Source organism: Vibrio ouci, from assembly GCF_004551525.1.
Classification (GTDB): Bacteria; Pseudomonadota; Gammaproteobacteria; order Enterobacterales; family Vibrionaceae; genus Vibrio; species Vibrio ouci.
Map to the genome: position 1 here is coordinate 57,681 of NZ_SATR01000009.1, position 15,956 is coordinate 73,636.

The 15,956-nt window shown below is 45.3% G+C and carries 10 protein-coding genes; 1 reads left to right on the forward strand and 9 read right to left on the reverse strand.

Translation table 11 applies throughout. From position 1 onward, the window contains the following. Positions 1 to 490: 490 nt before the first annotated feature. Complete coding sequence (gene arcA, locus ELS82_RS08045) at positions 491 to 1,711, forward strand: arginine deiminase (RefSeq protein WP_134835037.1); 1,221 nt, start codon at positions 491 to 493, stop codon at positions 1,709 to 1,711. A 197-nt stretch (positions 1,712 to 1,908) separates the two neighbouring features. On the opposite strand, the gene tldD is transcribed toward arcA, so the two are convergent. From tldD to ELS82_RS08090, 9 genes are all read right to left on the reverse strand, one after another. Beyond that, complete coding sequence (tldD, locus tag ELS82_RS08050) at positions 1,909 to 3,354, reverse strand: metalloprotease TldD (protein WP_134835038.1); 1,446 nt, start codon at positions 3,352 to 3,354, stop codon at positions 1,909 to 1,911. A gap of 9 nt (positions 3,355 to 3,363) precedes the next feature. Next, positions 3,364 to 4,182, reverse strand: coding sequence for a carbon-nitrogen hydrolase family protein (locus ELS82_RS08055; RefSeq protein ID WP_134835039.1), 819 nt, complete (start codon positions 4,180 to 4,182; stop codon positions 3,364 to 3,366). 12 nt (positions 4,183 to 4,194) lie between these two features. Continuing rightward, a complete protein-coding gene (locus ELS82_RS08060) occupies positions 4,195 to 8,064 on the reverse strand; it encodes a YhdP family protein (protein ID WP_134835040.1) in 3,870 nt (1,289 codons plus the stop codon). Between the two features lie 9 nt (positions 8,065 to 8,073). Further along, positions 8,074 to 9,543 carry a ribonuclease G gene (gene rng / locus ELS82_RS08065; protein ID WP_134835041.1) on the reverse strand — a complete coding sequence of 490 codons (1,470 nt, stop codon included), beginning with the start codon at positions 9,541 to 9,543 and terminating at the stop codon, positions 8,074 to 8,076. Between the two features lie 21 nt (positions 9,544 to 9,564). Next, a complete protein-coding gene (locus ELS82_RS08070) occupies positions 9,565 to 10,125 on the reverse strand; it encodes a Maf family protein (protein ID WP_134835042.1) in 561 nt (186 codons plus the stop codon). 3 nt (positions 10,126 to 10,128) lie between these two features. Beyond that, positions 10,129 to 10,617: a rod shape-determining protein MreD gene (mreD, locus tag ELS82_RS08075; RefSeq protein WP_004415751.1), complete on the reverse strand. Its 489-nt coding sequence runs from the start codon at positions 10,615 to 10,617 to the stop codon at positions 10,129 to 10,131. A 6-nt stretch (positions 10,618 to 10,623) separates the two neighbouring features. Beyond that, positions 10,624 to 11,493 carry a rod shape-determining protein MreC gene (gene mreC / locus ELS82_RS08080; RefSeq protein ID WP_134835043.1) on the reverse strand — a complete coding sequence of 290 codons (870 nt, stop codon included), beginning with the start codon at positions 11,491 to 11,493 and terminating at the stop codon, positions 10,624 to 10,626. Between the two features lie 56 nt (positions 11,494 to 11,549). Continuing rightward, entirely contained in the window at positions 11,550 to 12,593 is a 1,044-nt protein-coding gene (locus ELS82_RS08085) for a rod shape-determining protein (RefSeq protein WP_004415753.1), read from the reverse strand. A 152-nt stretch (positions 12,594 to 12,745) separates the two neighbouring features. Continuing rightward, a complete protein-coding gene (locus ELS82_RS08090; RefSeq protein ID WP_134835044.1) occupies positions 12,746 to 15,955 on the reverse strand; it encodes a DUF6701 domain-containing protein in 3,210 nt (1,069 codons plus the stop codon). Position 15,956: the final 1 nt, after the last annotated feature.

A 15,956-nucleotide genomic window follows, 5' to 3' on the forward strand; every position in this document is an offset into this window, starting at 1 on the left:
CTACCCAGAATATGGCTTGATCGCGATCTTTATCCGTCCTCGCAGGCTAGATCAAACCTGATCAAGCTCACAAGATGGTAAATTTAACATTTTGTTATCAAGTGCCCGATTCAGAATTATCTCTTTTAAACCCTTCGGCACCTATAAGCCAAGATTATGCGTTTTTATCACTATTCTTTGCATATCAAGTACGCGACTGTAATTGCATAAAAATATGCGCCACCGAAAGCAAAGCGCAAATTAGTGAATAGCTATGCTATAACTTGCTAGAACTTCGCACTTCTAAAGCGTGAAGCTAACGCATAGAGACGCAACTTTGAGAATACAACACCCAAACAACATATTTGGTGATTCTATAAATTACCGCCAATTATCAGTATAAAATACCAGAATAAAAACAAAAGGCAGTTATTTTTGCCACCAGACAAGCTTGCATCTTTATAACAAACTTGTCATAAATACGCTCTGGAATTAATTGTAAGGATACAAAATGAGTAAGTTGTACGTAGGCTCAGAAGTTGGTCAATTAAGACGAGTATTATTAAACCGTCCTGAGCGAGCACTCACCCACTTAACCCCTTCAAACTGTCATGAACTGCTATTTGATGATGTACTGGCTGTCGAAGCAGCCGGTGAAGAGCATGACAAGTTTGCCCAGACACTGACCAGCCAAGGGGTTGAAGTACTACTACTGCACGACTTACTGGTTGAAACATTAGAAGTTGCTGAGGCGCGAGCTTGGCTGCTTAATACCCAGATTTCTGATTTCCGCTATGGCCCTACTTTTGCCAAGGACCTACGCAACTATCTATCAGATATGGATAACGAACACCTAGCGACAGTTCTTCTTGGCGGTCTTGCTTATTCAGAACTACCAATCAAGTCTTCATCAATGCTACCGCGTATGCATCAGCCCCTCGACTTTGTCATTGAGCCGCTACCAAACCATCTATTCACCCGTGATACGTCATGTTGGGTATACGGTGGTGTATCGCTTAACCCAATGATGAAGCCTGCTCGTCAACGCGAAACCAATCATCTACGCGCGATTTACCGCTGGCACCCTGTCTTTGCTGGCCAAGACTTTATCAAGTACTTCGGTGATGAAGATCTTCATTACGATAACGCCAACATTGAAGGCGGCGATGTACTGGTTATTGGTAAAGGTGCTGTGCTTGTTGGTATGTCTGAAAGAACAACCGCTCAGGGTGTTGAAAACCTTGCGGCAAGTCTATTTAAGCATGGTCAAGCCAAGGAAGTGATTGCGATTGAGCTACCAAAACACCGCTCATGCATGCACTTAGATACCGTTATGACCCACATGGATATTGATACTTTCTCAGTCTACCCAGAGATCATGCGTAAAGATCTCAACACATGGCGTTTATCACCAAAAGACGATGGCGATATGAAAGTAGAAAAAGTACCGAGCTTTATTCATGCCATTGAAGAAGCACTCGGCTTAGATTACTTGAAGATCATTACCACTGGCGGTGACAGCTACGAAGCAGAGCGTGAACAGTGGAATGATGCCAATAATGTATTAACAGTCAAACCGGGTGTGGTTATCGGCTATGAACGTAACGTCTACACCAATGAGAAATACGATAAAGCAGGTATCGAGGTTCTGACTATCCCAGGCAATGAACTCGGTCGTGGCCGTGGTGGTGCGCGCTGTATGAGCTGTCCTATAGAGCGTGACGGTATTTAACACCACGCTTAACGGGAATTAAAAAGGGGTTGATGTGTAAACATCAACCCTTTTTGTTTTTTTAATGAATTAGGCCGTCATCCCCGAGAGTGAGGGACGAGCGAGTTGGGGATCTCTTCAAGCGCGTAGAAAGCCTCAAGAAATTCCCTACTCACTCCTTCGTCGTTCTATGGAATGACATAGACGGCAAGTCGTTTTTATTCGGTACCACCGACCGTGATTGAGTCGAGCTTCAATGTTGGCTGACCAACACCAACCGGTACGCTTTGGCCAGCTTTACCACACACGCCCACACCGCGGTCGAGGCTAAGATCGTTACCTACCATAGAGACCTGCTGCATGGCTTCAATACCAGAGCCGATCAAAGTTGCCCCTTTAACAGGACGAGTAATCTTACCGTTTTCAATCAAGTAAGCTTCAGACGCAGAGAACACAAACTTACCAGAGGTGATATCAACCTGACCGCCACCAAAGTTTGGCGCATATAAGCCTTTCTCAACCGTGGAAATAATCTCTTCTGGTGTGTGCTGACCCGGTAGCATGTAAGTATTGGTCATACGTGGCATTGGCAGGTGAGCGTAGGATTCACGACGGCCATTACCGGTTGGGTTTACCCCCATAAGGCGCGCATTGAGCTTATCTTGCATATAGCCTTTTAACACACCGTTCTCAATCAATGTGTTGTACTGGCCATTTACACCTTCATCATCAACGTTTAAAGAGCCACGTAGGTCTTTTAAAGTGCCATCGTCAACAATAGTACATAGATCTGAAGTGACTTTTTGGCCCACTTTACCGCTAAAGACTGAAGACTCTTTACGGTTAAAGTCACCCTCTAAGCCATGACCAACCGCTTCGTGCAATAGCACTCCTGGCCAACCAGAGCCAAGTACGACTGGCATCATACCTGCGGGTGCTGCATCGGCTTCAAGATTAACTAAAGCCATACGAATCGCTTCATCTGCATAGTGGTAGGCAACCTTGGCGCCATCGCTATCAGATAAGAAGAAGTCATAGCCAAATCGACCACCGCCACCTGAGCTGCCGCGCTCACGGCGATCGCCTTTCTGAGCAAGCACGCTGATTGATAGACGAACCAAAGGACGAGTATCGCCAGCATAGGTACCATCGGTTGCTGCAACCAGCATTTGTTCATGGACACCGCTTAAGCTAACCGAAACTTCTTTAATTAACGGCTCTTTAGTGCGGATGTAGGCATCTAGCTCTTTAAGCAGCTGAGTTTTTTGCTCTTTAGCCCAACACTCTAGTGGGTTAGCAGCGGTGTAATAACTCTGGTTATCGCTACGTTTAAATGCCTGAACTTGACCATTTTGACCTTGCTGAGCAATACCACGCGCCGCGATTGCACTTTGCTTCAGACCTTCTAATTGAATCTGGTCTGAATATGCAAAACCCGTTTTCTCACCGGTTACCGCTCGCACGCCTACGCCACAGTCAATATTAAAAGAGCCATCTTTAATGATGCTGTCTTCCAATACCAAAGACTCATGCCAGCTTGACTGGAAATAGATATCGGCATAGTCGATCTGGCGAGTGGCAATACTTGCCAAGGTATCTGCAATGTCTTGTTCACTAAGTCCGGCTGGTTTAAGCAACGCGTCTTCTACGTGATTTATGGTCATACTTTGCTCTTAATTTTGTAACTGATTGCTGAATCGAGTGTGCTGCCCTACTGGCATCGCGGCTCTCAACTCATCGACTTGGGTTAGGTCAATTTCGACTAATAAATTACTTGGCTGATCAGATAATGCTCCGATAATCTCTCCCCATGGAGAAATCACCATTGAGTGTCCCCAAGTTTCTCGTCCACACGGATGGACTCCTGCTTGATTCACCGCGATAAGCCATGACTGTGTTTCAATCGCACGCGCGCGCAGTAACGGCTCCCAGTGTGCTTGCCCTGTCACCGCTGTAAAAGCAGCTGGGACAAGAATCAAGTTCGCACCTAACCGGGTGAGTTCACTATAAAGTGCAGGAAAGCGGATATCATAGCAGATACTCAAGCCAAGATGCGCGAATGGAGCTGGATAAGTAACAATTTGAGAGCCCGGAGTAAAAGTTTCAGACTCTCGGTAGCGTTTATGTCCATCGGCCACATCGACGTCAAACATATGCAATTTGTCATAATGCGCGACTAACTCTCCTTGCGGAGAAAAAAGCAGTGACGTGGTGGTAACACCCTTTTGCTGCTGGATGGGCATACTACCAATCAGTAGCCACACAGAATTATCGCGAGCAAGATCGGCTAACTCGTTCTGTAATGGGCTATTTACCAAAGGCTCTGCATGTTGGTGATAGTCTTTACGACTACCGAAAACAAGGCTGTTTTCCGGGGTGACTATAAAGGTCGCGCCCTCTTTTGCTAAGGCAATCACCTGTTCACGGATATACGCCAAGTTGTGCTGCGGATTTGGCCCAGACGTCATCTGAATTAACCCTACTCGTTCCATGAGCAAATCTCCTTATTTCACCGCTTCTCGCAGTTTTTGTGGCAACTTAAATTCACCTTGGCTACGGGATAACTCTTTAACTATAGGCGCATCCAATGGGCCCTTCACTTCATAGTTAACTTGAGTAAAGACTTCCACCACAGGTGAAATCACCGTCGTAATAGCCAGTACGTATAACGCGGTTTGTGGCGTCACGGCAAACGCAGTCAACACTGGTATCCCTGAAGTTATATCAGGGGTAAAGTTCACCTCTGCATCTACGGTTCGGGTGTTCAGGTTAGCTAACCCTTTAATGTTCATCTCACCGGCAACCGCATCCATTTTGATGTCATTGGTGAGGAAAATACCATTGCGGATTGAACCACTGCCGGTAATGGAGTTAAACGCCATACCTTTATCAAACACATCAGTAAAATCGAGCTGCATTTTACGAATAATCGAGTCGAGACTGAAAATACCGAGTAATCTCGCCGCGCCGCTAACATCAGAAATAACACCTTTGCCTAGCTTGGTCTTAACATCACCTTGCAAGCTCGACACACGGCCTGACCATGGCGAACCATCCCACTCAATATTGGCACTGATGTCAAAAGGCGCACGCTGGATACCTGAAGAGATACCAAAGCGTTCCATCACATCACTGTTGTTCTCGCCCGACATAGCAATATTGAACTTCGTGTGGCTTTGCTTATCGTTCAGTTGCCACCAGCCATCCATATTGACCTTATTACTACCGCTTTCAAACGAGAGCTTCTTCCACTCAATTTTTTCACCTTGGCGCTGAAGGTCTAGGTGCGTTTTGCCGACCTTATATCCCTGTAGCCAGAAATCATCAATATTTAGCGTGATATTCGGGATCTGCTGATGGAAAGTTCGATCAAATGCGCTCACCAGTGGTTGTTCATCATTGGTCACATCGAACATGGTTTTATCTTTTAGCTCTTCGTCCAACACTGGGACATAGATATGGAGGCGTTCGAGAGAAACCGATAAATCATACGGTTCAATGTAACTCGCTTCCCCTTTCGCTTCTTGGCTATCAAGGTTCATATACCAGCCCAAACCTTTACGCTTGGCACTGAAGTCGACATCATTCCATTCAATATTTGCCAGCGTCAGCTCTTTTACATCAAGATCAATTCTCGATGGTAGCGGTATCTGTGGCGTATTCATTTGTGCTAATACCGCGGATGAGCTTTGTTGCTCTTGGCTAACAAGTTCAATCCAATCATCTAGGTTGAATTTGTCTGTGCGAACTTGAGCTTGATGGCCAGTAATTGGACTGATTTTAAAGCTGCCTTTACCCAGTACTAAATTGGTCGCTTTTAGCACAGGCACATCCGGACGAATGTCGATTTCGGTTTGATACTTAGCATCAGGCAGTTGCAGTCTTGCGGTAATACTCTCTTGGTTGCCTGAAGCTTGCAGGCGGGCTTTGCCTTTTTCACCGCTCTTTTTACCTAACGGCGCCGGATAGTTACTGCTTACTAACTTAAGGTCAGCAACAGTATCAATTTGGTAAGTAAAGCCAACGTCATTCAGTTGCAGGTCAATATCCATCTGCCAAGGTGCATGCCCGCCAACAGGCGCTACCCATTGATTGCCAAGATAAGGAGCCAGCGGTTTAACATCCCAATCCCCAACCACATTGATCGCCACACCGTAGCCTTGACCAATGTTCTCACCGCTAAAATCAATAGAGACAGGCTGAGTCAGTAACTCAGCCGATAATCCAGCAGCACTGACCACATCGTTATCAAACTCTACCCGACCAGACACGGTTTCGAGTGTCATCGGCGGTGCATCTATCGTTACATGGTTTTTACTTAGGTCAGCGTAACCCCAAGCGCGCGCTTCTTTATCCATATCAAACGGGATATTAAGCTGGAACTTCGATTTCACTGGCCCATCAACTTGCACGGCCGTTAGCGCGGCACCAACAGAGTCCACCAACGGAGAGGCTGTCATGTAATCGCGAACTGCATTGCCTTGCGCACTGGCCTGCGCTTCAATCTCAATGTGCCCATCAGGCCCAAGTACTGGGATACGGCCAGTAATACGCTGAGCTTTCACATCCATTAATGTTGCGCTGTGCGAATCAAGGTACATCGCATCATTTTGGAACAAGAGGTCCAGTTGTAAGTCGGTAATCGCTGGCCAAGCGGTATCAAAACTAAATTTAGCCTGCTTTAAACCTACCCAAGCCTGAAACATGCCATTGTGTTTCTGATAAGGAAAATCACCTAACTCGCCATACCAAAGCAACTTAGCAGTATTTACTCGTCCACCTTGAATTGCGGTACTCAAATAGTCCGTTAGGTCTCGACCAAGTGCTAGCGTTGGCAAGTAACGCCAAGTTTCACCAGCGTTATAGAGGTCAGCTTCAGCATAAAAAGATAAGAACGGGCTGCGCTGTTTAGGAAAATCGAGACGGAAGGCACCAAGCACTTGCAGATCAGGGGTTGCGGCAGTGACTTTATCCGCCCACAGGCTCCAGCCTTGCTCGCCATTTTGCCAAACAATGTCCACCTGGCCTTGTTTGATATTTAACGGAGCTTGAAACACTTCACCATAAGGAAGAACGTCATCAATCAGAGAAACACTGGCTTTAGCTTGCTGCAAGTTACCTGCAACCTTAGCCGATAGATGATGCACACCTGGCAGTAGCTCCCACTGAGACATGGTACCACCAGTGAGATCAGCCGAGTACTTCAAGCTATCAAGACCATCGCTCATGGAAACGCGAATATCTTCAACGAGGCCACCGAGTGAAAATGTCTCGATCAATTTTGACGTCGCTTGAGAATTTGGTGCCAGTTTGACCAAGGGAGTGATCGTTGCAATGTCGAGTTGAGACACATTGAGGCGCCATTGTTCAGGCTGCCAATCAAAGGCCATATCTAGTTCAGGCCACTCTTTCTCATCGGTTCTCAATTCAAGTGAGTGAGCATTTACTTGCCAACCATTATCTTTCGGCTCAAGCTCTAGAACACCTGACTCAATCGACAGTTCATGGCGTCCACCTTCTTGCCAAATCAGCTCAGAAGACTCCAACTCTAAGTAAGCACTTACTGGCTGACTGTTTTCAAGCGTTAGCCAACTATTAAAGCTGATCTGCCCTTTCTCAATACCTGTTTCTGTTTTGAGGTATTTACTCAACCATGGGGTCACTAGTACATTTTGCGCAGAAACATAAAACTCACCGCTCACGTCCGCTAACGAACCGTAATCGACAAAGTTTGCTTTTACCTGCGCTGAGTTAAGTTGAGTATTAACTAAGCTGATTTCACCGTCTGTAAGGTGATGACGACCATTATTTTGCCATCTCAGTTTGGCAATGTTCAGCTCACGGTCAGTCCCATCAATGCCTAAGAAATGAATTTGCGAATTCGCTAAGGTAAAACTGTCTAACTGGCGAAGAAACAACTGGTCTAACTGCTGTATCACTCCCCTCTGCTCACCTTGCGGTTTTAACTCTGATTTCTCATCATCCGTTGCCCAGTGCACGGAAGTGATATCTAAATTGAGCTGATAGATATTCAAATCCGCAACGACAGGTTGAAGCTGCATGATCGTTTGAAACAGATCAATTTCAACTTCAACTGTTTGAGCAGAAAAGTGAATACCACTGCTCTCAGGCGTTTGTGCTTTAACCCCTTGCAGTGAAATGGATGGGTGAGTGTTGCGCCAAAAACCATGCAGACCAGAAATCTCAAAATTCAAACCTGAGCCTTGGTTAACCCAAGTCTGTATTTGAGGTTTAAAATGGTTGAGCTGAGGTAGTGCGATACGCAGAGCCGTTACTGCGATTGCCAAAACAACCAAAACAGTAACGGTCAGCCAAAGAAAAAGTCGCATCAGACGAGTTGCAGTCGTAGTCACATACAGCCTTTACATCATTACAACGTCAAACTGCTCTTGAATATAGAGAGGTTCAGCTTGAATCTTCACTTGCTTACCAATAAAGACCTCTAGCTCTGCAAGTGCATGAGACTCATCGCCTTGCAGGGTATCGGCAACCGCAGGTGATGCGTAAACAACAAATTTATCTGCATCATAAGCTCGATTGACACGTGTCACTTCACGTAAGATTTCGTAGCACACAGACTCAACGGTCTTAACGCTGCCACGCCCTTCACATGTTGGACAAGTTGAACACAAGATGTGTTCGATACTTTCACGGGTACGCTTACGGGTCATCTCAACCAAACCAAGCTGAGTGAAGCCATTGATATTGGTTTTAACGCGATCTTTGTCTAATGCATTTTCCAGTGAGGTAAGCACGCGGCTACGATGCTCGTCAGCGATCATATCAATAAAGTCGATAATGATGATGCCACCTAAATTGCGCAGACGTAGTTGGCGCGCAATGGCCTGAGTCGCTTCAATGTTAGTGTTGAAAATCGTCTCTTCAAGATTACGTCGCCCAACGAAAGCACCGGTATTGATATCGACGGTCGTCATCGCTTCTGTTTGGTCGATAATCAGGTAGCCACCCGATTTAAGCTCAACTTTGCGCTCTAATGAACGTTGAATCTCATTCTCGGTGTCGTACATATCGAAGATAGGCTTTTCACCTTCATAAAGCTCAAGCTTTTCTGTCAGTTCAGGGACATACTCAGAAGTAAACTCTTTGAGGTTTTCAAACTCGATACGCGAGTCGACAAGAATTTTGTTTAGCTCTGTACCGACGAAATCACGTAAGATTCGCTGCGATAGGCCTAATTCACCATACAGGGTAGCACGAGTTTTGTACTTACTGCGGCGCTCAATAACCTTAGACCAAAGGCGCTTAAGGAAAGCGGCATCTTGCGACAGCTCTTTCTCATCCGCACCTTCAGCAGCAGTACGAATGATAAAGCCACCATTTTCATCGCAGTAATGACCCACTACCTTCTTAAGGCGATTACGCTCTTGTTCACTTTCGATACGCTGAGAGACGCCAACGTGGCTTGCTCCCGGCATAAAGACTAAGTAACGAGAAGGAAGGGTAATATCGGTAGTTAGACGTGCGCCTTTGGTACCTAGTGGATCTTTCACCACCTGCACAACAATGTCTTGTCCTTGGCGAACAAGCTCAGAGATATCACGAACTTGGAACTGCTGCTTTTCATTGTCAGCAACACATTCAGTATGCGGGACAATATCAGACGCATGCAGGAACGCGGCTTTTTCTAAACCAATATCAACAAAGGCAGCTTGCATGCCGGGCAGTACTCGACTGACTTTACCTTTGTAAATATTACCAACAATCCCGCGTTTAGCTTCACGTTCGACATGGATTTCTTGTAGGGTTCCCCCTTCAATCATGGCCACACGAGTTTCACTCGGGGTCACGTTGATCAGCAACTCTGCACTCATGAGCGCACCTCAAAAATAAAATTATAAAAATTTGTGCAAGAGCTGGTCAGTTTCAAATAATGGTAGGCCAACGACAGCGTAGTAGCTGCCTTCAATACGGGTGACAAAACGCCCACCGATACCCTGAATTCCATAACTGCCAGCTTTATCGCATGGTTCGCCCGTTTGCCAATATCGTTCTATTTCTTGCTCTGACAGGGTCTTAAACCATACGTCTGTCGATACCACGACAGTCTCTTGAATCTCGTTAGTTGCCACCGTTACGGCGGTCATCACTTGATGCTCTCGGCCTGAAAGCATCAGTAGCATTTGTTTAGCATGCGCTAAGTCGTCAGGTTTCTCTAATACTTTATCGTCGCATACGACAATCGTATCGGAGCCTAACACCACTGATTCTGGTTGTAGCTCAACAGCGGCCATCGCTTTATCTAGCGACAAGCGCGACACATACTCAAATGGCGTTTCGCCTTGTTGTTGGCTCTCTTCAACATCCGTCTTCAAAACAGAAAATTGAAAGCCCAATTGAGTAAGTAGCTCTTTTCTTCTTGGCGAGCCTGAAGCCAAAATCAGTGGTTTAGTCATTATTTATCGTACATGCCAATGGCGTCTTACTCGACGCATTAATAAGAACATCCAAGGCCACAATATGCAGTTGATCAATCCACTCCACATCGTAACAGGATTGAACATCACATCTTGAATCAGGTACTCACCACAGAAAATGAGCACATCTAAAACCACCGACATGATTCCTATTAGGATAGCCTGTTGCCACAGTGCCATGTTGCGAATAACCAAAAAGTTAAGCGCCACAAGGTAAACCACAATCGACATCATCATCCCTCGGATACCAAGGGTTGAGCCTAATAGTAAGTCCCATAACAGGCCAACAATCAGTGCGGTACCTACATTCACGCGATGAGGCAGTGCCAGTACCCAGTAACAGGTTACCAGCAATAGCCAAGATGGTCGTAACATGTCGAGCACACCAGGCCAAGGGATCGTCTGTAGGGTTAACGCCACCAAGAACGAGCATGCAATGACAAATTTGCCTTTTAGTACACTATTCGCCATGTTTGCTTATTCCTCAAGAGTTCCAGATAAGGACTGTTGAACCTTATCCTGACGCGAGTCGTTCGGCCAAATTAGTAGCAGGTAACGTAGACGCTCAAAGTCGACGACAGGCTCTGCTTCAATTAAGGCAAACTCGCGGCTTGTATTACGTTCGACTTCAGCCACATGAGCCACTGGGAAACCTTCTGGGTAAACGCCACCTAGACCTGATGTCACCAGCAAGTCCCCTTCCTCAATATCTAAACTGATTGGAATATGGTCAAGGTTGATACGATCAGACTTATCTGTGCCAGAAGCAATAATACGAATATCGTTACGGATCACTTGAACTGGGATGGCGCTTAGGCTGTCAGTTAACAGCAAAACGCGACTATTGTGCGCAGAAACAAACGTTACTTGACCAACAATACCTTTCTCGTTGGCAACCGGCTGCCCGACATAGACGCCATCGATTTGTCCCTTATCAATCACCACTTGGTGACGATATGGAGAAGTGTCGACCGCCATCACTTCGGTCACGACTTTACGCTCATCACGGATGAACGATGAGCCAAGTAACTTTCTTAAGCGCTGATTTTCTTCTCGATATTGATCGAGGAGTAATAGGTCATTTTTGAGACGCAGCACTTCACGTTTCAGATTATGAGTGCTTTCCATATAATCCCGACGGATATTGAAGCGCTCATAAGCACCATCAAACATTACTCGAGGCACGTCCGCTAAATATTGGATAGGAGCGACCATGCTGTTGAGTAAATAACGCACTTGGGTAAATGCGCCTAAACGACTATCAGCCAGCATAAGGCTGGCTGATAGAATGACGGCAAAAAACAGACGTAGCTGAAGTGAAGGTCCCTGGCCAAAAATAGGCTTCATGAATAGTGAGATCCTTGTATCTTGCCCGCCTCAGCATCACACTGAGGCCACATCGATTATTCTTCGCTGAATAGATCGCCGCCGTGCATATCGATCATTTCTAGAGCTTTACCGCCACCACGAGCCACACACGTTAGTGGATCTTCAGCGATAACAACTGGAATGCCTGTTTCTTCAGTTAGAAGGCGATCAAGGTCTTTTAGTAGTGCACCACCACCTGTTAGAACCATACCGTTTTCAGAGATGTCTGAAGCTAGCTCTGGTGGACATTGCTCAAGTGCAACCATCACAGCCGATACAATACCTGTTAGCGGTTCTTGTAGCGCTTCAAGAATTTCATTTGAGTTTAGGCAGAAGCTGCGAGGCACACCTTCAGCTAGGTTACGACCGCGAACTTCGATCTCTTCTACATCATCACCTGGATATGCAGAACCAATCTCATGTTTGATCTTTTCAGCCGTTGCTTCACCGATCAAGCTGCCGTAGTTACGACGTACATAGTTGATGATCGCTTCATCGAAACGGTCACCACCAATACGTACAGATGAAGAGTAAACCACACCGTTAAGTGAGATTACCGCGACTTCTGTTGTACCGCCGCCGATATCGACCACCATTGAACCTGTTGGTTCAGATACACGCAGGCCGGCACCGATTGCTGCAGCCATTGGTTCATCAATTAGGTAAACCTCACGCGCGCCAGCACCTAGTGCTGATTCACGGATTGCACGACGCTCTACTTGTGTTGAACCACAAGGTACACAAACTAGAACACGTGGGCTTGGTTTTAATACGCTGTTGTCATGCACTTGCTTAATGAAGTGCTGTAGCATTTTTTCGGTTACGTAAAAGTCAGCAATAACGCCATCTTTCATAGGACGGATCGCCGAGATATTCCCTGGCGTACGACCCAGCATTTGTTTTGCTGCGTGACCAACCGCTGCAACGCTTTTGCCCGCACGGTTACGGTCTTGGCGAATAGCGACTACAGAAGGCTCGTCTAGGACGATACCCTGTCCTTTAACGTAAATAAGAGTGTTGGCAGTACCTAAATCGATAGATAGGTCATTTGAAAATATGCCACGAAGTTTTTTGAACATATTCTTCGCTCGTCCTGAAAGAGTTAGAAGATAGAAAATTGCACTAAATGTACCAATGCCTTGCCGTCACAGCAAGGCATTGAAGTGTAAACATGGGCTGAAACCCGCAATTTCTAACAGATTCCTTACTTAAGCCAAAGAATTTACAATTATTATTGGCCGATCAAGCCTGGTTCACCGCGGAAGATCACTCGATCGTTACCTCGGTATATACCAAATGTCACAACACTGGATGGATCTTGTTCACCATTCGCATCATCACTGGCTAGATCATCATCCCAATTGTAACGAAGCCATGGCATGTCGTTATCGGTATTATCAAGCTCCAGCCATATCTGAGTCTGCTGACGAACCTGAGAGGAATGAGTCACAGTAATCGAATCGGACTCACCATCATTAACTAGCCCACCATTGGCGAAGCTCAAAGTTTCCGCGGTTTGACCTTCTTCAACCCAGATATTGTTATTGTTGGTCGATGTGCTTTCACCAAGAATAGTAGACACCGCATCGTCATCACTATTGACTACAAAGCGCCCACCGTTCCAGAACTCAACCCTAAGCGGGATGTTAAGCGTTGTATTTACGGTGCTGCCCAAGCTATCAAGAGCAACACGGCCAAAGCGCAGGTCGGGTTGGGTTGTTAGTAATCGAGGATCGCTTCCATTTTCTTCAGATGACTGATAAGCCACAGGGTCCACATTAGGTAGCCCTTCATCAGTGATCGAGATATTGCTTACTCCATCTCCAATACCATTAAATGGACCGTCTTCATAACCAATAGCTGTCGCAGCCTTCTCCCAACAAAGCTCACTAGCACAATTGGTCGTTGGCGAAGATTCAGCAATTTCGAAGGTGCCGATACTGCGGCCAGATGACAAGCTCCACTGTTTATTTGGCACTGGGGAATTGAACCGCTCAGTAAAGTCTGGCTCAAAAAGGGCAAAACTTGCCGTTAAGGACGACACAAAACTCGCATAATTTTGTACTGTACTCCCATTTGCATTTAACGCTTCAACATCAAATGAGACCCCATCAAAGGGTTGATTCATATAGGCAAATGATTGAGAACTCGGATAGTCCCAAACTGGAGTGTTTATCACTCTAAAGAATTTAGGATAAAAGCGACCGATATCTTCGATGTCAGAGTCCAGTTCCATCGTTAAGTAAGTCGCACCAGTTTGGAATCGAATCGTCCCTACTTCATTCCACGTATGTGACAGCGTTTGTGTGAGGTTACCACTGTCAAATGATGGAATAGATGTAGGTGTTATTACTCCTTGCTGTGGTGGGCTCGTTGGATAAACAAGGCTGTATGTTAATTCAAGAGGCCCATTGTCTAGACCATAGTTACCTGTTTGAGGATAGCTACACTCTTCATTCATATTGCCTCTGGAATCAGGATGTATGATAGGGATGTAGCTCGCGCTAAACTCATCACCTGAAGCCATGAATCCAGGAGTCCCTGTCGTTGTAGCTGGGTTCCCATTGGCGCTATTGCTCGTCTCATTAACATTACAGATAGCGATTTTCCAAGGCCTTGAATAGACGTCAAATTCACCTTTTAAGCTTCCGCCTTCTGAAGGACAACGTTCCTCATCACAGACAAAATTTGAATCTTCAATCTGAACCGTTATATGACCTGATTCTTTGAATGTTAAATCGGCTTGTCGATTATTATCATTCAGCACAGCACTAAACTCTAAATCATCGGCTGTAGGAGAAATACTTGGTCGGTTATAATTAAAGCTTGCTGTCGGGCTCCCCGTGTAACCGAGGTTAATTAGCTGTCCATTATCACTGCAAGCTTTTACGCCAATCGTAATTTGATTATTTTGTCCCGCGATTAGGTATTGGTCATCCACTTCAAACTTGTATGGTACATATTTGATCTGCTCGGTATCTTCAAAACTCTGCCCATTCGCGGTGAGACTCGCTTTAAGATCGTAATTACCAATCGAAGATGTTGGATTGGTAACGACTCTGTATTTAGCAATACCGTTCGCTTCAGAAATAAAATTAATGGTTAAGTTAGAACCATTTTCTTGTACTAGAGTTGGCTGATACCCAGTAACCAAGTTACCATCCCTGTCAAACATATGTACTTCAACAATATTCTCAGGATCAGATTCACAGGTTAGGTGGTAGTTGAATGGTTTGATCTCTATAGAAGAGAGAGACGGTGTCGGTTGAGACTCACAACTCAGAGGGTAGATCTTATTTTTGCTACCACTAATAGCAATACTGTGGGCCGTAATACCACCACGAATTTGGTTGTTACTACCATTAATAATGAACCCATTGCTGTTGTTATCAGCCCCTGGGTCTATATAGAAAAATGCATTGATGACATAGTTTCCATCGTCACCATCAAAGCTCGGGATGACAATTCCCGAATCACTTCCATGACCTACAAATAACAGCTCGTGGCTACTTCCTAGCTGATTTATCTTTACGTTCTTAGCGTCAAACTCAATCTCTTTATAATGAATAATACTTGGAGCTAGCACCTCCAGTTGTGCGTTCTGTTCACCAAACTCGAGTTCTTCTATCCAATAATGCCCACCTGTTAATTGCAGCTTAGCATTCTGGTCTATTGTGACCTCATCATAATAGCCACTGTTCAACTGACAAGTTTGGTCATCGGCACAGTTATAATCTCTAGATCCCCCGTTAAAGTCTGGACTAGGCATAGGCAACGACCCATGGACTTTGCTAGCATCAAAGCTACATACTCCGATAGAACCGTTCGGGTACTCACATAAGTTTGCAGGCTGAATTATAGTGAGGAACGAATACTTAGGATCGTTATTCACTGGATAGATACGATTATCAACCCCTCCTACTTGCATTGCCCCGAAAGGCGCTGGAGTTGTTGTGTATACGTTAGTTTGAAGCCCATTAGGTACATAATCACATACATTAATTTCAAAAGGTGGAGGGTCAACTGACTCACTACACTCAATGTTATTAATTCCCCCCGAAACATCTGGATTATGCTCTCCATTTTCAAGAGATTGAATTTTCTGTTCAATAAGAGTCCAACCATTACCTGAATCACGGTAATAGCTCAACTGACTTGATTTGTTTGTTTTACGATAATCGCTAACTATGCGAATTTGATAAGTATCGCCTGTAACTAAAGTCTCATCAGTAAACACTGATGACTCTGCCCTAACTTTAGTATTCCACAGAGTATATCCATGCCCACCTTGCTGAAGAAAAAAAGACTGATACTCATCCGTGGCAGTAACGGTAAATGAAACCGTGAAGTCATCCTTACCTTTGTAGTGGCAAGCGGCTACAGCCATAGATGAAAACAGTAGTGATACTAACAGCAATGAAAACAAACGAACTAACTTCATT

Bases quoted from the DNA above. Each gene is read 5' to 3' on its own strand.
- ELS82_RS08070 (WP_134835042.1), bottom strand. From the start codon at position 10,125: ATGACTAAACCACTGATTTTGGCTTCAGGCTCGCCAAGAAGAAAAGAG.
- arcA (WP_134835037.1), top strand. From the start codon at position 491: ATGAGTAAGTTGTACGTAGGCTCAGAAGTTGGTCAATTAAGACGAGTA.
- tldD (WP_134835038.1), bottom strand. From the start codon at position 3,354: ATGACCATAAATCACGTAGAAGACGCGTTGCTTAAACCAGCCGGACTT.
- ELS82_RS08055 (WP_134835039.1), bottom strand. From the start codon at position 4,182: ATGGAACGAGTAGGGTTAATTCAGATGACGTCTGGGCCAAATCCGCAG.
- ELS82_RS08090 (WP_134835044.1), bottom strand. From the start codon at position 15,955: ATGAAGTTAGTTCGTTTGTTTTCATTGCTGTTAGTATCACTACTGTTT.
- rng (WP_134835041.1), bottom strand. From the start codon at position 9,543: ATGAGTGCAGAGTTGCTGATCAACGTGACCCCGAGTGAAACTCGTGTG.
- mreC (WP_134835043.1), bottom strand. From the start codon at position 11,493: ATGAAGCCTATTTTTGGCCAGGGACCTTCACTTCAGCTACGTCTGTTT.
- ELS82_RS08085 (WP_004415753.1), bottom strand. From the start codon at position 12,593: ATGTTCAAAAAACTTCGTGGCATATTTTCAAATGACCTATCTATCGAT.
- mreD (WP_004415751.1), bottom strand. From the start codon at position 10,617: ATGGCGAATAGTGTACTAAAAGGCAAATTTGTCATTGCATGCTCGTTC.